The organism is Agrobacterium sp. SUL3, from assembly GCF_001263295.1.
GTDB lineage: Bacteria > Pseudomonadota > Alphaproteobacteria > Rhizobiales > Rhizobiaceae > Agrobacterium > Agrobacterium tomkonis.
In genome coordinates this window covers 1-18,341 of sequence record NZ_KQ414521.1, presented here as the reverse complement: position 1 = coordinate 18,341, position 18,341 = coordinate 1, and the positions used below count along the sequence as shown (strand labels likewise).

The 18,341-nt window shown below is 59.1% G+C and carries 21 protein-coding genes; 11 read left to right on the top strand and 10 right to left on the bottom strand.

Features of this window, described 5'->3' with window-relative positions; all coding sequences use genetic code 11:
- Positions 1 to 112: 112 nt before the first annotated feature.
- A complete protein-coding gene (locus AKG12_RS25980) occupies positions 113 to 412 on the top strand; it encodes a transcriptional repressor TraM (RefSeq protein WP_052821074.1) in 300 nt (99 codons plus the stop codon).
- Between the two features lie 10 nt (positions 413 to 422).
- Here AKG12_RS25980 and traR read toward each other — a convergent pair whose 3' ends face one another.
- Positions 423 to 1,127, bottom strand: coding sequence for an autoinducer-binding transcriptional regulator TraR (gene traR, locus AKG12_RS25975; RefSeq protein WP_052821073.1), 705 nt, complete (start codon positions 1,125 to 1,127; stop codon positions 423 to 425).
- Positions 1,128 to 1,477: 350 nt separating this feature from the next.
- On the opposite strand from traR, the gene AKG12_RS25970 reads away from it, so the two are divergent.
- Complete coding sequence (locus AKG12_RS25970) at positions 1,478 to 1,657, top strand: hypothetical protein (RefSeq protein ID WP_052821072.1); 180 nt, start codon at positions 1,478 to 1,480, stop codon at positions 1,655 to 1,657.
- Positions 1,654 to 2,274, top strand: a complete 621-nt coding sequence (locus AKG12_RS25965; RefSeq protein WP_052821071.1) for a hypothetical protein — start codon at positions 1,654 to 1,656, stop codon at positions 2,272 to 2,274. Before AKG12_RS25970 ends, AKG12_RS25965 begins: the two co-directional genes overlap by 4 nt.
- 34 nt (positions 2,275 to 2,308) lie before the next feature.
- Here AKG12_RS25965 and AKG12_RS25960 read toward each other — a convergent pair whose 3' ends face one another.
- Genes AKG12_RS25960 through traA form a run of 4 tightly spaced genes read right to left on the bottom strand, consistent with a single transcriptional unit; the run spans position 2,309 to position 8,288 of the window.
- A complete protein-coding gene (locus tag AKG12_RS25960; protein WP_052821070.1) occupies positions 2,309 to 2,923 on the bottom strand; it encodes a TraH family protein in 615 nt (204 codons plus the stop codon).
- Between the two features lie 13 nt (positions 2,924 to 2,936).
- The gene (locus tag AKG12_RS25955) at positions 2,937 to 4,103 is read right to left on the bottom strand and encodes a conjugal transfer protein TraB (protein WP_052821069.1); all 1,167 of its coding nucleotides are present in this window, start codon (positions 4,101 to 4,103) and stop codon (positions 2,937 to 2,939) included.
- On the bottom strand, positions 4,093 to 4,599 hold the full coding sequence (traF, locus tag AKG12_RS25950; RefSeq protein WP_350640905.1) for a conjugative transfer signal peptidase TraF: 507 nt from the start codon (positions 4,597 to 4,599) through the stop codon (positions 4,093 to 4,095). Before traF ends, AKG12_RS25955 begins: the two co-directional genes overlap by 11 nt.
- Before the next feature lie 56 nt (positions 4,600 to 4,655).
- Positions 4,656 to 8,288, bottom strand: coding sequence for a Ti-type conjugative transfer relaxase TraA (gene traA, locus AKG12_RS25945; protein ID WP_052821067.1), 3,633 nt, complete (start codon positions 8,286 to 8,288; stop codon positions 4,656 to 4,658).
- Positions 8,289 to 8,535: 247 nt separating this feature from the next.
- Here traA and AKG12_RS25940 point away from each other — a divergent pair, with 247 nt between their 5' ends.
- From AKG12_RS25940 to AKG12_RS25915, 6 genes are all read left to right on the top strand, one after another.
- Positions 8,536 to 8,799 carry a TraC family protein gene (locus AKG12_RS25940; RefSeq protein ID WP_052821099.1) on the top strand — a complete coding sequence of 88 codons (264 nt, stop codon included), beginning with the start codon at positions 8,536 to 8,538 and terminating at the stop codon, positions 8,797 to 8,799.
- Between the two features lie 4 nt (positions 8,800 to 8,803).
- On the top strand, positions 8,804 to 9,019 hold the full coding sequence (traD, locus tag AKG12_RS25935; RefSeq protein WP_052821066.1) for a type IV conjugative transfer system coupling protein TraD: 216 nt from the start codon (positions 8,804 to 8,806) through the stop codon (positions 9,017 to 9,019).
- Positions 9,006 to 10,964 (top strand): Ti-type conjugative transfer system protein TraG, encoded by a 1,959-nt coding sequence (gene traG / locus AKG12_RS25930; protein ID WP_052821065.1) that lies wholly within the window; start codon positions 9,006 to 9,008, stop codon positions 10,962 to 10,964. Before traD ends, traG begins: the two co-directional genes overlap by 14 nt.
- 16 nt (positions 10,965 to 10,980) lie before the next feature.
- Positions 10,981 to 11,178 carry a hypothetical protein gene (locus tag AKG12_RS25925; RefSeq protein WP_052821064.1) on the top strand — a complete coding sequence of 66 codons (198 nt, stop codon included), beginning with the start codon at positions 10,981 to 10,983 and terminating at the stop codon, positions 11,176 to 11,178.
- Between the two features lie 213 nt (positions 11,179 to 11,391).
- Positions 11,392 to 11,658 (top strand): WGR domain-containing protein, encoded by a 267-nt coding sequence (locus AKG12_RS25920; RefSeq protein ID WP_052821098.1) that lies wholly within the window; start codon positions 11,392 to 11,394, stop codon positions 11,656 to 11,658.
- Positions 11,621 to 12,181, top strand: coding sequence for a thermonuclease family protein (locus AKG12_RS25915; RefSeq protein ID WP_156316092.1), 561 nt, complete (start codon positions 11,621 to 11,623; stop codon positions 12,179 to 12,181). Before AKG12_RS25920 ends, AKG12_RS25915 begins: the two co-directional genes overlap by 38 nt.
- Before the next feature lie 40 nt (positions 12,182 to 12,221).
- Here the strand turns inward: AKG12_RS25915 and AKG12_RS30830 are convergent, their stop codons facing one another.
- A complete protein-coding gene (locus AKG12_RS30830) occupies positions 12,222 to 12,395 on the bottom strand; it encodes a hypothetical protein (protein ID WP_197283359.1) in 174 nt (57 codons plus the stop codon).
- A gap of 485 nt (positions 12,396 to 12,880) precedes the next feature.
- Between AKG12_RS30830 and AKG12_RS25910 the strand changes: the two genes are divergently transcribed.
- A complete protein-coding gene (locus AKG12_RS25910; protein ID WP_052821063.1) occupies positions 12,881 to 14,164 on the top strand; it encodes a GAF domain-containing sensor histidine kinase in 1,284 nt (427 codons plus the stop codon).
- Between the two features lie 38 nt (positions 14,165 to 14,202).
- On the opposite strand, the gene AKG12_RS30825 is transcribed toward AKG12_RS25910, so the two are convergent.
- Both AKG12_RS30825 and AKG12_RS25905 read right to left on the bottom strand, forming a co-directional pair.
- A complete protein-coding gene (locus AKG12_RS30825; RefSeq protein WP_197283358.1) occupies positions 14,203 to 14,373 on the bottom strand; it encodes a hypothetical protein in 171 nt (56 codons plus the stop codon).
- A gap of 320 nt (positions 14,374 to 14,693) precedes the next feature.
- Complete coding sequence (locus AKG12_RS25905; RefSeq protein ID WP_052821062.1) at positions 14,694 to 15,002, bottom strand: DUF736 domain-containing protein; 309 nt, start codon at positions 15,000 to 15,002, stop codon at positions 14,694 to 14,696.
- 792 nt (positions 15,003 to 15,794) lie between these two features.
- Between AKG12_RS25905 and AKG12_RS25900 the strand changes: the two genes are divergently transcribed.
- Positions 15,795 to 16,286, top strand: coding sequence for a helix-turn-helix domain-containing protein (locus AKG12_RS25900; RefSeq protein ID WP_197283357.1), 492 nt, complete (start codon positions 15,795 to 15,797; stop codon positions 16,284 to 16,286).
- Between the two features lie 157 nt (positions 16,287 to 16,443).
- On the opposite strand, the gene AKG12_RS25895 is transcribed toward AKG12_RS25900, so the two are convergent.
- Positions 16,444 to 17,373: an ArdC family protein gene (locus AKG12_RS25895; RefSeq protein ID WP_052821060.1), complete on the bottom strand. Its 930-nt coding sequence runs from the start codon at positions 17,371 to 17,373 to the stop codon at positions 16,444 to 16,446.
- Between the two features lie 277 nt (positions 17,374 to 17,650).
- Positions 17,651 to 18,238, bottom strand: coding sequence for a hypothetical protein (locus AKG12_RS25890; protein ID WP_052821057.1), 588 nt, complete (start codon positions 18,236 to 18,238; stop codon positions 17,651 to 17,653).
- Positions 18,239 to 18,341 lie beyond the last annotated feature (103 nt).

Here is an 18,341-nt window from a genome sequence, read left to right as displayed (position 1 = left end):
ACCGAACTAAAGGTCCATGGGCTGAGTGTTCTCGGTTACAAACTCCCCGATCGCCAGGGGTCAGGAAGCAATGCGGGGGCGAACCGCGCTTTTGTTTTGGGAGGACGTGGCCATGGCCGATGAGGCGAATGGCACTCAGATTGATGTAGAACTCAGGCCTTTGATCGGCCTGCTTGCGGACGTGCCGGAACCGATTGTCGAGGTTCTGACGGTGCAGGCGATAATGACTCACCGTGAACTCGTGCAGAAAGCAGAAGCTCTGTTCGAAACCCTTTCGGCCGAAGAGCGATCCGGGGCTGGGTCCGGCAGCACTACACATGTAGCCTACCTTCAGGCGACCATCGAAATGCATGCCCAGATGTCTGCACTGACGACGCTCTTGAAGATTCTGGGCCGGACCCCGAAGCTTTGATCAACGCAAATTAGATCAGCCCACGCCGTACAGCCAGTCCTACCAGCTGCGTATTATTGGTCAGGTTGTAACGCTCCTTAACCCCGTCCAAGGTAATGCGCACGGTGCTGTACTTTACCTGTTCGAGGTCGGCCGTTTCATCGACGGTTTTGCCGAGCTCGATCCATCGAACGTAGGTGGCCTCCTTCGGTGTCAGATAGACCTGCTCCTCGATCGTCGGCTTGATCCGCAAATGCTCGATATGGGCATGCAGCTGCCCTACGGCCGAAGCGGCCGCAATCGCATCGATGTCTCGATCCAGGATCAGCTTCGGCTTGGAGGAAGCAAAAGTCAGCATTGAGATTGCACCGTTCGGTGTGGCGATGGGGATAGAGACGCCGGATCGGATGTCATAATCGGACGCGTCGGAAAAGAAGGCCTTTTCCTTGGCGGACAAGGAGCCCCGTTCTGCGCTGCCCGACCACGAAAATGCGCGCATCAGGCGTCGTGCCTGCGTCATGACTGGATCGAAAAGTTGGAACCCGTTGTCGCGATATCGCGTCTGCCACTCTGGATGATAGCTCGAGACGCCATAGGCCTGACCGGGGCGAAGGTTCACGAAGGCGTATCCGGAAAAATCGAACCTGCCTGCCAGTTCTGCAAGTGCCGATTTCAGGGTCGTCTGATCGCGCGCGATTGCATTAATGTCCAAAAGTCTCTCAACCCACTGGGCCATCAATCATACCTCACCGCTTCAAGGCGCCACCAACCGTACCCCTCTCTCCTGGAGGCACTCTGAGTTACAGCGCGATCCAACAGTGATCCGCGTGATAGTGGGGCATCCTAGATTGCATTTTAGCCATAAAATCCGAACTATTGAACACTTTGTACCTTCAATGAGTTGAATTGCAAACCGCTAACGTCCTATTTTTCCAACTGGTTGAGGCAATAGACACTACATAACAACTTCTCCACGCAATGAGGTTCTGCAGCTGGATTGCTGGGACAGGGCGTGCAGGAGATTTGATCCCAAGGCGGATTTCGTGTAAATAACGTAACTGTAGAATTGCCCGAGGAGTCGATGTTATGACTGATATCCAATTGGAGGCGCTGATTGCGCTGATGGAGAAGCGGACGGAAGACGCCGCTAAATCTCCAGAGGATGCTCGTCGTCATCTCGTCGATGCCGGGATCCTGTCGGTAGAAGGCAAACTCGCACCGGAGTATTCCGACGATGAGGATGCCGAGGAAGCTGCTGCAGCTTGAGTTCAAATTATCCTGCATATGTTCTGGGTTACCACGGCTGCGACAAGGCCGTCGGTATGGCAGCCTTGACGGGTACGTCGGCACTCCTTCCAAGTGAGAAGGCCTACGACTGGCTCGGCTCGGGTATTTATTTCTGGGAAAATGACCCGCAAAGAGCATTTGAATGGGCAAGCCAGAAGGCGGCCAGCGGCGCATACAGTGAGCCGTTCGTTTTGGGCGCAATCATCGATCTGGGAAACTGCCTCGACCTTATCACGCGCAAGTACGTTCCTCTTGTCCAGACCAGCTATCGCATGCTGAAAGGCCAGTTCGACGCAATCGGGGAAAAAATGCCTGTCAACCTCGACGCAAAAGGTGACAGGAATGCCGACAAACTCGTTCGCAGACTTGATTGCGCCGTCATCAACTACGTGCATACCCTGGTGAAGGAAACCGGCGCGCCCGAATTCGACACCGTTCGCGGACTATTCCCGGAAGGTGACGAAATTTACGACGGTGCCCGCTTTCGTGAGAGGACGCATACGCAGATCGCCGTCAGGACAGATGCTTGCATCAAGGGCTTCTTCCTTCCTCGAGACAGTGGAACTGCGCTGTCGACGCAAGCGCTGGCGCCTTGACTGCATGACATCGTCCTCATCAGAGAAACCGACATCATTTCTGTCCACCAATCCGGGATAGATCGATTCGGATACCGGCGTCGGAAGCGTTCATCGGTTCAGCCGCTGTGTTCTCCTCTTCGTGATGTTCCGGCTCACTGGCGGGCACCGCTTGCTGATGCTCCCCAGACCCTTTCCCGAAGAAAGTTGGTCCGCCCGGATCTTCGGCTTTGAAGACATTCTGTCCTTCGAAGTCTCCTGTTTTCCAGGCATAAATTGTGTCATCCAGCATCTGCGGAAGAAGCTGGTTGTTGGTGGGGCTGCCATACCATTTGGTGACGATGCGCGCCACCTTCGCAAACAGGGCGGTCCCGGTGCGCAAGTTCTCACAGCGGTCGAAAATATCCGGTTGAAGATCAGAGGCGTCAGCAATTCCTATTCCGGCGGGAAGCTGCGTCACACCGACCCTCACCACTGCGCGACCGACATAGTCCTTGATTGTGCTCAGCGCCTCATCTGGCGTCCTCTGCTTCGGGATCAGGACCAGGCGCCCCCCTTGTCTGATCGTGATGGCCAAGGGATCATCAGAGCCGGCAGATGCAATGAACTGCTCGACTATGGCAGGTGGTAGCGCCGCATCGAAGCAATTGTCCGTCAGGGCAGCATCCATTTCTTTCTCCTTGTCACGTGTTGAAGGACATCACGAATGGTTTGTCGAAGAGGCGAGCCCAGGCCTCGACGCTCATCCGCTGAATTGCAACGATTTTCGTCCCCGTCGTCCACCAGCCGTTCCCGACGGCGAGGATCAACTCCGGCTCATGGAGCATGGACTGCAGGATTGGCCAGACGATTAACTGCTCATAGCAAATGAGCGGCGCGACCTTTTTCCCGCCAATGGCGGCCACGGGGTTGTCGAAGAAGTGCGCTTGAGCACCCCCACTTTCTCCGACGAGCCGGCGCCACGGTTGCCACATGGAACCCGGGACGGGCATTCGCTCGCGATAGACCACCTCGGCGCTTGAGCCAGAGATGTGCACGAGCACATTGTCGTAGCCCGCTTCGGTGACGACCGTTGCACCGGCGATAACCGCATGTCGACCGGATTGAAGTTCCCTTTGCCAGCGACTTTCCAACGTAGGTGTCCAAAGTCCAAGCGCACTTTCGGGAAGAACAACCACATCTCCTTTCGCTTGCTCGATCTGCCTGACCGTTGCAACGAGGTCACGGTGATGGGCCAAGCTGCCGTCGCGGCCCAATTTGCTGCCCATATAGAGGTCGACGCCGTGCCAGCCGCGCTCTATTTCTGGTGGTGTCCAGAACGCGGCGGACCAGAGCCAGCAGCCCGCAAGGGCAACGGCTGCAACCGGCCAATATCGGGTCACCATGACCGTGAGGCCGGTTGCCATTGCTGCGAGACCTGCCCAACCCAACCCAGGAAACAAAACGCCCGCGGCAGTGATGGGGTGCGCCCAGCCAAGGATGCCAAATGGCGGTACGGCCATGAGGATCATCGCTGCGACGGACCGGATACCGAGGCGACGCCCTTCGTGACGGGTCCAAAGGGCTGCATGTACAAGAACAAAACTGCTCGACGCGACGAGCCACAGCAAAAGTCCTGGCCACAGATCGGATTGATAGAAGTTCGCCACGCCTTGCGGCAATCCTCGTGATGCAGCCAGAAAATATCCTGCAGATATGAGCGCAGCGGAGGCTCGACCGGCCGCACGAGACCACAGAAACGGAAAGGCTGCCGATAAAGGAAGAAGAAGAATTGATCCGCTCCAGCCAATCCAGCCGCAACTAATCGCTGCAACGACGAGGAGTGAAGTCTTTCGCTGGTCAGGGGTCATGGGTCAGCACCTCACGCGCCAATCCAAGAATACCTGTCTGCGGGATTGGTCCGAAGTACCGGCTGTCCCACGAGCCGGGGTACGGAGAGTGTAGGAGCACATCACCGAATGGCACGACACCTCCGCGATAGCGCTGAAGAGGGCGTCCCTGGCCATCGCGTTCGCTCACTTGTGAATTGGCAAGTGGCACACCGTTGATCGAGACTGAACCGGCCACCTCTGCCGTCTGCCCGCCGACCGCCACCACGCGCTTGATCAAGGGTCCTGTTGCCCCCGGGCAAAGCCCCCAGCGCAGGTATCCTCTTTCTTTACCCTCCGCATGTGCGGTGCCTTCCGGCATGCAGGCAAAGACGAGATCACCGATGGCAACGACGCGAGTGAGCGGTTCGATGCGCCAGATCCCGAGCGGCTCGCTAGGCGTGGTATTGACCCTGATGCCAGCGCCAAATCCAGCATACAACATCGTGGCAAGGCCAAGCGCAGCCGCTCCCAACATGACGACCACGACTTGTCCCGGACGTAAAGCTCGCCTTCTGTCTCGCACTTCGGCACTCATTTCAAAGAAAGCCCGGAGGTTTTGGCCTGACGCATCGTCTCCGTCTGTTTCAGGGCAGTCACCGTTCGCTCGTGGGCTGAGAGCTGCTGCACGGTTCGCATTGTCTTCCAGGCCGATTGAAGGTCCGCTTTTTGTGCCGGCGCCATGCCGGCCGACAGCTTTGCGAAGACCTTGCCGTCCGCCTCTTTCGCGGCCAGCGGCAGGAACGATCTTTCCCCGAAGCGCTCGGACACCGCCTTGGCAAACCCTTCCAGCTCTGCCTTCACCATTTTATCTGCGAGCGCGTATTCCAAGCCTGAAGGAAGATCGTTGCGGTCGATGGCATCACGGACCTTTTCGAGGGTCTGCCTGGCTGCATCGGACAGCGCCGGAACATTGATCGACATCTTCAGTCGAACGGCCCGCTCTTCCGCCTCATAGCGCCGCTCAGCCTCGGCCCGCTTTTGCAGGTAGCCATCCAGATCGCGCGCCAGCGCGGGGGCATTCACAATTGCAGTCTCACGCGCCTGGGCATCTGCCTTGCCCGCGAACAGTCCCGTCTTGCCTTTCAACGGCCCAAAGCTTTCCGGCTGCCTGGAAATCGCCGTGAGCGTCGACTTCGCGGTCTCGGAATTGGCAACCATGGCATCGACATTCACTGCGTTGAACGCCGCCTGCGGATCGGAATAGACGAGGTGGAAGCGGGCCGAGACCTCCTGCCACTGGCTCTTCAACGCGGGATCAGCCGAAACCTTGTCCTCGACCGATTTTTCGATGGATTTTGCAAATGAGGTGATGCCGGCAACCATGGGCTTCCTATCCTCCTGGATGACAGAGTTGGTCTGGTCTCGGGTTTCAGATGCTTCGCGCGCGCGTGCTTCGCCGGCGGCGTTATAGCGAAGTCCGAGCCGGCTCCCGGCGGCAGCCAGCCGCGAGACGAGATTGGCCAGTTTGTCCTTCTGACGGACGGTCCACTGCAGCCGATCGCGCAGTAGGGTGCGCCCGACATTCATCAGATGGAGCCCGCGCGCGTCCGCAAACCGCAGCGCAGCGGGATAAGAAGACGCGTTCTGATAGTCGAGTGTCGTCTCCTTCGATCCGTCGCGCGACAGCCGTTCATGCAGTCTCGCTACTGCCAGTTCCTCGACGGCCACGACCTTCCAGGTATTGCGATCGGCTTCGGTGCCATCCGGCAGAGTGACGCGCTCGGAACCATCGTGCTGAAGGCCGATTCGATCTCCAATGCTTGCATCCGCCGCCGCCATCGCACGGGCAAGATCGACGCCCCACACGGTGCGCTCCTCGCCATCGGCAAAGCCGAGCGTGACGAAGTAACTGGCCCGGTTGTCCGGCTTGTGCTCGTAGGGTGCTTCACCATGGGCAATCAGCACGCCACCGCGCCGTTGGGCGAACTCCTCCAGCCCGACATACAGCTCGGCCGTCTCGCGATGGCGAGTCATGGCGACATAGGTGAGATGTCGATCCAGAGTGCTCGATGCCAGAACCTTTACCCGATCAACGGTGGCACCTTGGCTCTTGTGAACCGTGGTGGCATAGCCATGATCGACATTGGCGTAGAAGCGCTGCTCGACCACGACCTGACGACGATCATCGCCATCGCCGACCTCCGCAACGATGCGGCCTGGCTGAGCTTCGATCACACGCGCCAGCATGCCATTCTTGACACCGAGTGATCCCTCGTTTTTCAGGAAGACGATCTGGTCGCCGACCGAAAATTGCCGGAGCCCGTCTTCCGTCTTGAAGGCGTGGCCAACCTCGACCAGACCGCGTTCAACGAGCTTGCTGCGCGCCAACTCGTTCAGCATCCGGACATCGCGACGGCGATGGGCGAGGATCAGCGACGTCTTCGTTAGATCGTATTCGCGTTCCCATTCGGCGATCAAAGTCGAGATCGCATCGTCTCGTGTCCACCCCGTCCGGACCATACCCTGGCTCTCGTATGCGACGAGCGCGGCCGTGACGTTTCCGCGAGCGAGGTCTAGGGAGGCGTCGCGCATCCACTGCTCGCGCTGACGGTAGATCGTCTCCAGTTCCGCATAGCCAATCCGCTCGGAAATAGCGCGGAAGGCCGCACCCGCTTCGATCGGTTGGAGCTGATCGGGATCACCGACGAGAACCAGTTTAGCACCGGATCTTGTGGCTTCCTCAACGAAACGTGCCATCTGCCGCGAGGAGACCATGCCGGCCTCATCAAGAACCAGAACCGTCTTGTCATCGAGACGGTCGCGACCCTGATCCCAGCGCAGCTCCCAGGCCGAGAGAGTGCGTGACGCGATCCCTGCTTCCTTCTCCAGACCTTCGGCGGCTTTCCCGGCGAGGGCTGCGCCGACAACGCGATAGCCGGCCGCTTCCCAGACCTCACGAGCGGCCTTCATCATCGTGGTTTTGCCAGCTCCTGCGCGCCCGACAACGGCGGCAATCCTGGTCTTACCAGCGATATGTTCGATCGCTGATTTCTGCTCGTCCGAAAGCCGGTCATGCCGTTCGAACGCCTGGGTAAAAACGCGGCTCGCAACACGGTGTATGTGCTGCCGCCCGAGCCAAAGCGCGCGGTTCGCCATCTCCGCTTCGATGCGAATGAGGTCATGCGTGGTGTATTTTGCCGGAGATCTGGCACCCGTGGAAAACGAGATCCGCTCGCTATCCAACCGCAGTGCATCCGGGTGCTGCAGGACCCGCGCCATCAGATCTCGAAACAGGGTCGGATCGTCGATATAGCGGTGCAGAACCTTGGCGATATCGCGTTCGTCGAAAACGCTCTTTTCCCGCGTGATGAGATCGAGGACGAGGCCGGGATCACGCTGGATCCGCCGCGCATTTTCCTCGCGGCGCTCTTCCTGGAGCTCGATCCGTTCAAGCTTTACCGCAGCGCTGGATGCTGTCTCACCAGCTTCATCCGCCTTCCGCTCGATCGCCGTGGCGCCGACCCCGATATGGATCGTCGGCTCCAGCGCGATGCCCTGCTTTTCGAAAGAGCGCCCATCCACCCTGATATCAAGGCCAGCCAGCGCGAGATGTCGGTTTTGACAGGCAAACCATCCGTCGCGGAACGCGTTGAAGTCGTCGGCGCCGCCGGCCCAAAGCTCGTAGACGATCTTGCCAGCGTCATTGCGCTGGGGCTTTCCATCTGATCCCAGGATAGCGACCTTCTTGGCCCCGAAACCATCTTCGGTCAGCGGCCGCAACGTCGTCATCAGATGGATATGCGGGTTGCCCGGCGCGTCATGAAAGACCCAGTCGGCGATCATGCCGAAAGCGGTGATGTGCCGTTCCACGAAATCCCTGACCAGGGCAATATTCTGCTCTGCCGAGAGCTCGATCGGCAGTGCGATGGTAACGTCCTTTGCAAGCTGGGCATCTGACCGCTTCTCGAAACTCTCCACCTTATTCCAAAAGGCCTCGGACGCTCCAGAAACGGACAGGTCCGCCACCATCGCCCGCAACCAGTCCGGAGCGTTGACAGGGATCACGAACTCTTCGTGAAGGAGCCCCTGCTTGCGGGTGTAGTCAATTGTCCTCGCTTCCCGCTCGAAATCCATTTTCGCGCAGTGCCGGTACGCCGCAGACAACACAGCGCTGCGGCCGGAGCCGCGGGCGACAATGCTGACTGAGAAATGCGGGACGGCCACAGGTAGAGTTCCTTTAGCAAACGATTCCAATCGTTTCGGAGACTGCGGCGGCCCCGCCAGGCCGCTCTTCGAGCACGTCGCATCAGCGACGTATAATTGCGCCCTTGGATCCGCTTCTTCGAAACGGCGGGATCATTCGCCAAAAGCTGGCGCTTTGGCGAGGTGCAAATTTGCACCTTTCGAGCGGGAGAAAATTGAGGGACCGTTGGACCTCATCGTCACGCAAAGAAGACAGGAGATCGCCGTCATGAAGAAGCCTACAGCAAAAATCCGCGAGGAACTCGCTCGACTTCAGGAGGAACTGAAACAGGCTGAGACGCGAGATGCCGAGCGGATCGGGCGCATCGCATTGAAGGCGGGCCTTGGAGATTTCGAGGTCGAGGCAAGTGAGCTTCAATCTGCCTTCGAGGAAATTGCCAATCGGTTTCGGAACGTCAGCAAAGCAGGCGCAATTGCCGCGAAGACGGCAGTCGGGGCTGGCCAGGCTGCGGGCCAATCTCAGGAGGCTTGATCGGATGACCCGGACCAGTGTCGCCGAAGCCCGCAAGAAGGACACCCGCGAGAAAATTGAGCTCGGCGGACTGATCGTCAAGGCCGGTTTGCGCTTCGAGAAGCGGGCACTACTGCTCGGTCTTCTGATGGATGGCGCGTCGCGCGTGAAAGCGGACAGCGCGGAACGGGATCGCCTGATGGCCATCGGTGCGGAGGCCTTCGGCAATGACGATCACTAGAGTCGTGCTTGTCATCATGCCGGTCGTGCTTATGGTAACGATCTGCCTTGTCTTTCTTGGTATCGAAAACTGGCTGGCAGCATTTGGCAAATCGGAGCAAGCCGGGCTGACGCTCGGTCGGATCGGACTGGCGGCGCCCTATGTGCTCGCCGCCGCATCGGGCGTCATCTTCCTGTTCGCCGCACAGGGGTCGCGGAGCATCAAAGCGGCTGGATGGGGAGTGGCCAGCGGCACACTTTGCGTGCTGGCTATCGCGTTCATACGGGAAGCAACGAGGCTCGCCGGTTTCATCGGACAGCTGGAGGCCGGGCGAACTCTGCTCTCCTATAGCGATCCCTCGACGGTGGTCGGAAGTGGAGCGGCCGCCGTCGCTGGCGCGTTCGCGCTCAGGGTCGCGGTGAAGGGCAACGCTGCCTTTGCCCGGAGCGAGCCGAAGCGGATGCGTGGGAAGCGCGCATTGCATGGCGAGGCAGACTGGATGAAAATGACGGAGGCCGAGAAGCTGTTTTCCGGGACAGGCGGAATGATCATCGGCGAGAAGTATCGCGTCGACCGGGACAGCGTCGCCGCTCTGGCGTTTCGGTCCGGCGATCCCACGACGTGGGGCAACGGAGGCAAGTCACCGCTGTTGTGTTTTGACGGATCCTTCGGCTCCTCGCACGGGATCGTTTTTGCCGGCTCCGGTGGCTTCAAAACGACCTCTGTCACCGTCCCGACTGCCCTCAAATGGGGCGGGACGCTGGTTGTCTTGGACCCCTCGAACGAGGTGGCGCCGATGGTGAGCGAGCATAGGCGCAAGGCGGGTCGGCGGGTCGTCGTGCTCGATCCGAAAAACTCGACGTCGGGCTTTAATGTCCTGGACTGGATTGGCCGCCACGGCGGAACGAAGGAGGAGGATATCGCAGCGGTCGCCTCCTGGATCATGAGCGATAGCGGTCGCGCGACCGGCGTGCGTGACGACTTCTTCCGCGCTTCCGGCCTGCAGTTGTTGACAGCGATGATCGCCGACGTTTGCCTGTCCGGGCACACGGCCGAAAGGGACCAGACGCTGCGGCAGGTACGGGCCAACTTGTCGGAACCCGAGCCGAAATTGCGTGCGCGGCTGCAGGAGATTTACGACAATTCGGAATCGGATTTCGTGAAGGAAAACGTCGCCGCTTTCGTCAACATGACGCCTGAAACTTTCTCCGGCGTTTATGCGAACGCGATCAAGGAAACCCACTGGCTGAGCTACGCCAACTACGGCGCCCTCGTCTCGGGTTCGAGCTTCACGACCGACGCGCTGGCAGACGGTAAGACCGACGTCTTCATCAATATCGACCTGAAGACGCTGGAGACACATTCGGGTCTAGCAAGGGTGATCATCGGCTCGTTCCTGAACGCAATCTACAACCGCGACGGCGCGATGGAGGGCAGGGCGCTTTTCCTCCTCGATGAGGTGGCTAGGCTCGGTTACATGCGGATCCTGGAGACGGCGCGAGACGCGGGCCGTAAGTATGGCATCAGCCTGACGATGATCTATCAATCGATCGGCCAGTTGCGGGAAACTTATGGAGGTCGGGACGCGTCGAGCAAATGGTTTGAGAGCGCCAGCTGGATTTCGTTTGCAGCGATCAACGATCCTGAGACCGCCGATTACATTTCACGGCGATGCGGTACAACGACAGTCGAGATCGATCAGGTCAGTCGCAGTTTTCAGTCGCGGGGATCATCGCGCACGCGATCCAAGCAGCTGGCGTCACGACCGCTGATCCAGCCTCACGAGGTCCTGCGCATGCGTGCAGACGAACAGATCGTCTTCACCGCCGGCAACGCACCACTCCGCTGCGGTAGGGCCATCTGGTTTCGTCGTGCTGACATGAAATGCAGCGTCGGGGAGAACCGGTTCCAGAAAGCAAGGGACGTCGCTGATACCGAGCAACAAGCGGCCGACCGCAACGAGTGAAGAACCGGAGGCAGAGATGCGATACTGGGAAGCCTGCGAGGCGAATGTTACCGCGGAGGAGGCAATCGAGGAATGCGCAAAGCACAAAATCATCGCGGGGGTCCGGATGACAGACAAGGCGTTGCTTGATGCCGAGACGGGTGAGGTGATTGCGCAAGCAGATCAACACGGAGAGTATTACGGCGGCGATGTGCTCGGCTATCTTGGCTACTGACCTATGACCCGCATCTGTATCATCCGCGGGAGGATCGTGACCCGAATGGGCGAAGACGGCTTGCCGGCTTCGTGAGCTTCGCGAATAGAGCCGTACGCCAGAGGCGGACCGCCCAGTGGCGTCGTTGCATGGTTCACGAATATGAATCGATGACGCGCGACCGATTCAAAACAGTCGTTGGACGTCGCAGCCTCGGCACGCAATCATGTCGCCATGATCACCCAGCGCTACCAGCTTTATATCGAGCGAACCGACGCCCGGAAAAACATGGCCCGTTTCTACGCATTGTCCATTGAACCAAACCTGTTTGGCGAGGCTTGCCTGACGCGACGATGGGGACGGATCGGAACCACGGGACAGACGCTGGTTCACAGTTTCGAACGAGAAGGCGACGCCGTATCGCTTTTCCTGGAACTGCTTCGACAAAAGCGAGGCCGGGGATATGCCACAGTATTGCGAGGCAAGCGGCTGGATCGCTAAGACCACAACAATGCTAAAATCACGAGGAATGACGTTGGTCGACAATGCCAAGAAGTCCCGGCCCCAAAACCCGAACCACCAGAGACTGATCGCGTCTTACGGATTCGTTGTTTTCACGGCAATTATGGGCACAACTAGTCCCGGTGAGGCCGCCGAGCACATCAAGCTAACAGGCGCGATAGGAATATGCGCAAAGGCTGCGCGAACCACATGCGTTATCGACGGTGATACACTCTGGTTGAGAGGGGAAAAAATCCGGGTTGCCGACATAGACACGCCGGAGATCAGTGAGCCGAAGTGCACGGCAGAACTACAACGCGGCAACCGTGCCACCGCCCGCCTTGTCGCACTATTAAATGAAGGACCGTTCGAGCTCCACGGGTGGCCGGGACGGAACGTCGATAGATATGGGCGCAAGCTGCGTGTCCTCGTTCGGGACGGTCGTAGCCTTGGTGATGTCCTTGTCTCGGAAGGCTTGGCGCGGACGTGGTCGGGTCGGCGCGAACCCTGGTGCGATCGCTGATCCGAAGCCGACCCGTATGACCGGGTCGGCTGAACGAGCGTTAGCGCTGTCGCTCCCAATCGCTTTCGAAGTTGAGTTCGACCTCAACGAAGAACGGGATCTTGATCGCGATCTTCATGCCGAGCTTGCCCTTGCGGAAGAAGTGGCAGACCACCTTGGCGAGGGAGCGAAGCCGGCGGCCGGTTGCTGTCAAGAACTTGGCGAGCTGTTGCATGTGGTTTCTCCTGTCGATTGCGTTTCGTCGCGGGGATGAAATGCGGATCGGGAAGGAGTGCTGCACCGGGACGGCCAAAGCGCAGCGGAGGACCTGCAGGCGACTGAATTTTGCTGCGCGAGGAGCCGAAGGCGGGGAAAATTCTGACGGCGTCAGGTTGCGGCAAGCCGCTCGATCCGCATCATTCCCAATGTCGATGAAATGAGATCGACAGGAAGCCTGCACCAGATCGCTCAAGTTGATCATGGTCGATTTCGGCGGCCTCAGAAAGGTGGCTCGGCTTCTACAAGGCTATCCATGTCGGCAGGCGCGATCGTCATTTCCTTCGAGCTCAACACTTGTGCTTGCAGTCAAGCGTAGAAGTTTCCTTTCGGCCCGCGACGGTCATTGCCTGATGCCCTTATTTTATCCAAGTCGTCCCTTGTCGCGCGGGAACAAATCCTCTGCTAAATAGAGGTTAGGTTGAGGTCTTCCGGCGTTTGGATATGAGTCAGAAATTCGAAAAAGACATTGAAGTCGTGCGCCAGATTCCGGCGGTTCCTTCTATCCTTGATGTCGTTTGTAAGGTGACCGGCATGGGCTTTGCGGCCGTCGCCCGTGTGACACAGGAAAAATGGATCGCCTGCGAGGTATTGGACAACATCGATTTCGGGTTGAAGCCCGGCGGGGAGTTGAAGATCGAGACGACGATCTGCAACGAAATACGTGACAGCCGTGAGGCTGTCATCATCGATCACGTGTCGGAAGATGCCGTCTATTGCGGTCACCATACCCCCGCGCATTATGGATTTCAGAGCTACATTTCGATGCCGATCATACTCGGAGACGGAACATTCTTTGGAACTCTCTGCGCCATCGATCCGCGTCCGATGCGCCTCAACACCTCCGAAATCATCGGTATGTTCAAGCTGTTTGCGGAATTGATCGCCGTGCATATCGATGCGCGAAACAAGATCATCGCATCCGAGCAAACCATCGCGGATGGTCAGGCGAGACTTGCAACATCACAAAACGATCTCGCCACGTCGCAATGGAAGCTAGCCTCCTCGCAGGACGAACTTGCCCAGTCGCAAACCGAGTTGTCGGACGAGCGCAATACCGCTGAACTGCGCGAGCAATTCATCGCGGTTTTGGGCCACGACCTGCGCAACCCTCTGGCGGCCATCAGCGGCGGGACGAAACTCCTGGCCCGACGGATTGATGACGAGAAGTCAAAGTCCATTCTGCAAATGATGACGGCAAGCGTTTTGCGCATGAGTGCGCTGATCGATAACGTCATGGACTTCGCGCGGGGCCGTCTCGGCGGCGGCATCACCCTCGTCAAAGACGTCCAGTCATTGGAACCCATGCTGAATACGGTGATCGATGAAATAAGATCGGCTTGGCCGGATCGGAGGATCGAAACCCGTTTCGACCTGCAAGAGCCGTTGAACGGTGACCACTCTCGCCTCGGGCAACTCGTTTCCAACCTCATTGCCAATGCCGTCACGCACGGGGCGGAAGATCAGCCTATCCGGATTGTAGCCGCAACCGATAAGGCGGGGCTCACTCTGACTGTTGCCAACGCTGGGAACAAAATTCCGGACGCGGTGCAGGAACGCCTGTTCCGTCCATTTCAGCGAGGTGAAGTTCGTGGCAGCCTGCAAGGTTTGGGGCTTGGCCTGTTCATCGCTTCAGAAATCGCGAAAGCGCATAGCGGGGCGTTGAATGTTGCCTCCGATGAGAGTGAGACCCGCTTTACGCTGACACTTCCGCATTCGGTGAATTGACACACGCGATCTGACTTCCTTCGTTGGCGCAAAGCCGCCTAGTGCGGCGGCTCGGCGATCATCATGGCGTCGAAGGCTGCCTCTTCCTCGGCAAACTTCGCCTCGGCCGTCGCCAGTTCGGCCTGAATCTGACGGCGTTCGGTGCCATCGACAGCGTTGCGCAGCTCGGCACGCAGTTCTTCGATCTGGATTTCGAGTTCGTAGGTCATCTTCATCTCCATGATGTTTGTGAAAGATGACCAGCCGACCCGAGAAGGGGATGCCGGGGTCAGGGATCGCGTGAGCGACCGGCAGAGCCGGGGAGTGGGGGAGCCGATTTGCGGAGACTGCCCGTCGGGCAGGTGAAGTAAATTGGGGGAACCGCTCATCCTTGGGGCCGGCATGCCCGCTTGGTACGATCGCTCGTTCTGAGCAGCTTCCCCGCTCCCCGTATGCCACCAAAAAAGCCGGACCTGGCTCGATGCCGGGTCCGGCTTTGATGTTCGTAAGAGGAAAAGGCCCCGCCGTTGGCGGAGCCTCGTGAGGTCAATCAGTCCCGGTTCGGGCGAGACCAGATGAGCTGGAGGCCTTCCTCGCCTTCCACCTCGGCGAGCGTTGCGTAGATCGGGGCCGGAAAGCTCGGATCATCGAGTTTGACCGAGAGGTAGTCGCGGCCCTGTTCGGAGGTCTTCTGCCAGGCTGCGCCGAGTTCAACGCTTCCGGCGTAGACGCGGAACTGCGGGCCTTTATCGGAAGGGTTCTCGACCCGGGCGATGCGTGCCTTGACGTTGAGGGCGAGAGTGCGGATGGAGCCGGTGAAGCCGTTTTCGGTGGAGGTGAAAGTGCCGATGGTTGCCATTGTCGTGTTCCTTTTTCTGTGTTTCGGGCCGCGCCCATCGCGGCCTCGATGGCAGTCGCAAAGACCGGTGACGATCGGACCGCACCTGATAAGGCCGCAATGAAATGGAGGGCGGCAAGGTGCAGATTTGTTAGTGGGAGAGGAGGAGGGCGCAGCCTTCCGGGGTAAGAAATCTGAACCTTGTCGTTGCGGGAAGACGATCGAGGCGCAGCCGGTCTCCGGTCAGACATGCCTCATCGAGCCCGCAGATGGGTTGCCGGGAACTCTGACGTGAAGGGATATGGCAATGGTGTTTGGCATGTTCCGCTTCGTTATGCGCACAGTATCCGGCCCATCGGCACTCGGAGCCTGTCATCCGCGAAGGGTATCAGAGGTATGAGAGCCAGCTCTGGCGGTACCGTTTGCCAACATGCTGAATAGTTGGATTTTGGAGCGCTGGTAAAATTCAGCCCAAAGGGCCACGCCAGGCTTAACAACAGGGTGTTAATTCTGAGCGAGATCGGCTCGAAAGCTCGTTAGACGCGGCTCCACGGTAAGTTTACAGAGAAAAACTGGCTCCCCTGTATGGACAAAATTGTCCATGACGCCTGGTTATACTCCAGCATCCTGCTTCCCCTGATCCTATATCACGATTGCATTCTACTTTAGTGGACACTTCAGCCCACACTCAGACAGGTCTTGCATGTCCATACGTATGGCCCCATATGTCCATACGTGATCGGGGGCCTTACCCTTTATTTCCAGTGATTTATGCCCGAAATACAGGTTACAAACAAGCCAAAGGAGGCCAATGTGACCGAAGAAATCGAAAACAAACCCGCCAGCGACGATGCCGACAAGAGGGACGACAAAGTCCTGATCAAGAAGTGGGGCAAAGAAGCGATCGACGTGGGCTACACCGTGTTGCCGAAAGCCTTGCTGCAAGGGCAGGCGCGTCTGAAGATCAATGCTACGGATCTTGCCGTGCTGATCCACTTGATTGAGCACTGGTGGCGGCCGGACGAAATGCCATGGCCGAAGAAAGCGCGCATCGCCGAGAGGCTTGCGGTAACACCCAAGACCGTTCAGCGATCGATTGCGAGGCTGGAGGAGGAGGGCTTGTTGAAGAGGGTCAACCGTTTCAACAATGGCAGACGGGTATCGAACGAATACGATCTTTCCCCTCTGGTCGAGCGAATTAAAGCGATCTCTCTGGACATGGCCAAGGCAAAGGAAGAGGCCGCCCAGGCGAAACGAAAGGCCGTCCGGCCCGGTGCGCGCAAACGCGCGCAGGCCGCAGCTTGAGGGGCACCGATATGAGCGTTGGTCTTTATGAATACGTATCGCTTGCCGTTGCTGTCGCCGCTCTTTTGGTCGCGATTTTACAGCTTCGATCGCGGTGATCACTCGGGGAGGGCCGTCACCAGGCGGCCCCTCGGCGAATGCACGTCCGCTGTTGCGCTCAAGCGGCAGCCAGACCGGACCTTGTTTCGTCGGTTTGAAGCCCATGAAGATATGCAACAGCGCGCTGTGCGTGCGCCGCTGCCTGGAAGATCGCCCGCTTGTCGTTGGCCAGCACGGAAAGCCACGACTGAAGATAGGATGCATGATCCGGCCGAGGCTCGAGCTCCGGTGCAATGCCGAGATCGGCGCAGAGGAAGCAACTGCCAAGCTCGGCAATGAGTTCTTCACGCGCGCGTTCCGTCCGGTCCTTGGCATATCGGGAAAGATCACGGCCGACGCGATGTGTCGCCGCAGTCCAGTGCGTGGCCTCATGGCTGAGCACGGCTGCGTATCCGGCAGCATCGCGAAACGCCTCAAAGGGCGGCATCTGGATATAGTCCATGACCGGCGAGTAGTAGGCCTGATTGCCGCCGTGTCGGATCACCGCGCCGGTATTGCGGAAGAAGCGATCGGCGCTCTCGATGCGCTCGACGGGATCCCGCACCTTTGGCGGCGGGGTATAATAGGTGTCGGGCAAACCATCGATCTGCTCGATATTGAACACCGAATATGCCTTCAGGAACGGGATTTCCCGATCGACATCATTGCCGTTTCCGTCGGCCACCGACTTGGTGAAGCGGCTGGCGAAGACGACCGTCGAGCCCGTTTCGCCTTTCCGCACGGACCCGCCCAGTTCCAGGGCCTGCTTGAAGGTCATCCACATCGAGGAAGAGAAGCCACGAGACATCTGCTCCGACCAGAGGAGCAGCACGTTCATGCCCGAATAGGGGAGGCCGTTGTGCCGCATCGGACGGGTGATCCGCCCATCGGTATTGGCGACGCTCCATGGCTTCATCCAGGGACGCACGCCCTGTTCGAGATCCTCGACGATCCGATCTGTGATCCGCGTGTAGATGTCGACACGCTCAGATTCCGCTTTTTTTGTCATGCCTTCTTCTCCTTTTCTCAGGACCGCGCCTATCGCGGCCCGTCACGGAGGTCCGAAGTCAGGGGCCGATGGTCTGGCCATGCACCGGAACGGCCGCAACAGCGTGGAGGACGGCGAAGCCGTTGCAAGGGCGCCCGGCTCCTGCAGGACCGCCGAGCGGGACGGGCCGCGACAGGCTCGTCTTCAGCCTTCATTTTCGACACAAGAAAAGGCCGGCGCCTGCAGGCCCGGCCTTGGGAGAAGAGAGAATGGGCGGGGCTTAGCCCCGCCGATGGTGTCAACCGAAAGCTGCCATCTGCGTTTCGGCCGCCTTGCGGTCGAGCGATGCGCCTGGGTTCTCGACTGGGCGATCGAAGGGCTTCCAGGTCTCGCCGACCACCTGTTGGTAGGCGGCCACTGCCCCTTCGGCTGCCATGCGCAATGCGTGGGACTGCACACCCATGTCGGCCGCGAATTCGCGCTTGCGCTGCGCGGCGCTGTCATAGCCGACCGGACCATCGAGATCCTCATCGCGGGCGTCATTGGCCGCCTTGGCCGTCGCGTCACGCGCCTCCGTGACGGCGCGAGAGTAAAACTGTCCGGCGCCATGCGCGGATCCGACGAAGGCTCCGACGATGCGCTGGAGGTGGATCTGCATCGCTTTTTCGCCAAGGCCCTCGGAAAGGCTTTCGGCGGTCTCGACGATCAGCCGCTCGTGGAGGCTGCGAATGCCATCGCTGTCGACGACTGCGGTGCCGAAGCTCTCGGCGATCTTCTGCGCCTGCGTGGCGTCGGGGCAGGAGAGGCGGACCATTTCGAGGGTGGTGCCGCGGCGGGATTGCGTCGACCGAGGATTGGAGCGGTTGGGGGTTGAGGGCTTGGCCATGTCTGTTCCTTCCGTGGCTTCCGAAGCGGTGGCGTCGCCTTAACCGAGTTTGGGATGCGGTAGTCTCTTCGACCTGAACTTCACGCATCAATCGACAAAGCGA

Coding starts and splice junctions, on each gene's coding strand:
- AKG12_RS25980 (WP_052821074.1), top strand. CDS start 113: ATGGCCGATGAGGCGAATGGCACTCAGATTGATGTAGAACTCAGGCCT.
- traR (WP_052821073.1), bottom strand. CDS start 1,127: ATGGCCCAGTGGGTTGAGAGACTTTTGGACATTAATGCAATCGCGCGC.
- AKG12_RS25970 (WP_052821072.1), top strand. CDS start 1,478: ATGACTGATATCCAATTGGAGGCGCTGATTGCGCTGATGGAGAAGCGG.
- AKG12_RS25960 (WP_052821070.1), bottom strand. CDS start 2,923: ATGGATGCTGCCCTGACGGACAATTGCTTCGATGCGGCGCTACCACCT.
- AKG12_RS25955 (WP_052821069.1), bottom strand. CDS start 4,103: ATGACCCCTGACCAGCGAAAGACTTCACTCCTCGTCGTTGCAGCGATT.
- traF (WP_350640905.1), bottom strand. CDS start 4,599: ATGTTGGGAGCGGCTGCGCTTGGCCTTGCCACGATGTTGTATGCTGGA.
- AKG12_RS25940 (WP_052821099.1), top strand. CDS start 8,536: ATGAAGAAGCCTACAGCAAAAATCCGCGAGGAACTCGCTCGACTTCAG.
- traD (WP_052821066.1), top strand. CDS start 8,804: ATGACCCGGACCAGTGTCGCCGAAGCCCGCAAGAAGGACACCCGCGAG.
- traG (WP_052821065.1), top strand. CDS start 9,006: ATGACGATCACTAGAGTCGTGCTTGTCATCATGCCGGTCGTGCTTATG.
- AKG12_RS25925 (WP_052821064.1), top strand. CDS start 10,981: ATGCGATACTGGGAAGCCTGCGAGGCGAATGTTACCGCGGAGGAGGCA.
- AKG12_RS25920 (WP_052821098.1), top strand. CDS start 11,392: ATGATCACCCAGCGCTACCAGCTTTATATCGAGCGAACCGACGCCCGG.
- AKG12_RS25915 (WP_156316092.1), top strand. CDS start 11,621: ATGCCACAGTATTGCGAGGCAAGCGGCTGGATCGCTAAGACCACAACA.
- AKG12_RS30830 (WP_197283359.1), bottom strand. CDS start 12,395: ATGCAACAGCTCGCCAAGTTCTTGACAGCAACCGGCCGCCGGCTTCGC.
- AKG12_RS25910 (WP_052821063.1), top strand. CDS start 12,881: ATGAGTCAGAAATTCGAAAAAGACATTGAAGTCGTGCGCCAGATTCCG.
- AKG12_RS30825 (WP_197283358.1), bottom strand. CDS start 14,373: ATGACCTACGAACTCGAAATCCAGATCGAAGAACTGCGTGCCGAGCTG.
- AKG12_RS25905 (WP_052821062.1), bottom strand. CDS start 15,002: ATGGCAACCATCGGCACTTTCACCTCCACCGAAAACGGCTTCACCGGC.
- AKG12_RS25895 (WP_052821060.1), bottom strand. CDS start 17,373: ATGACAAAAAAAGCGGAATCTGAGCGTGTCGACATCTACACGCGGATC.
- AKG12_RS25890 (WP_052821057.1), bottom strand. CDS start 18,238: ATGGCCAAGCCCTCAACCCCCAACCGCTCCAATCCTCGGTCGACGCAA.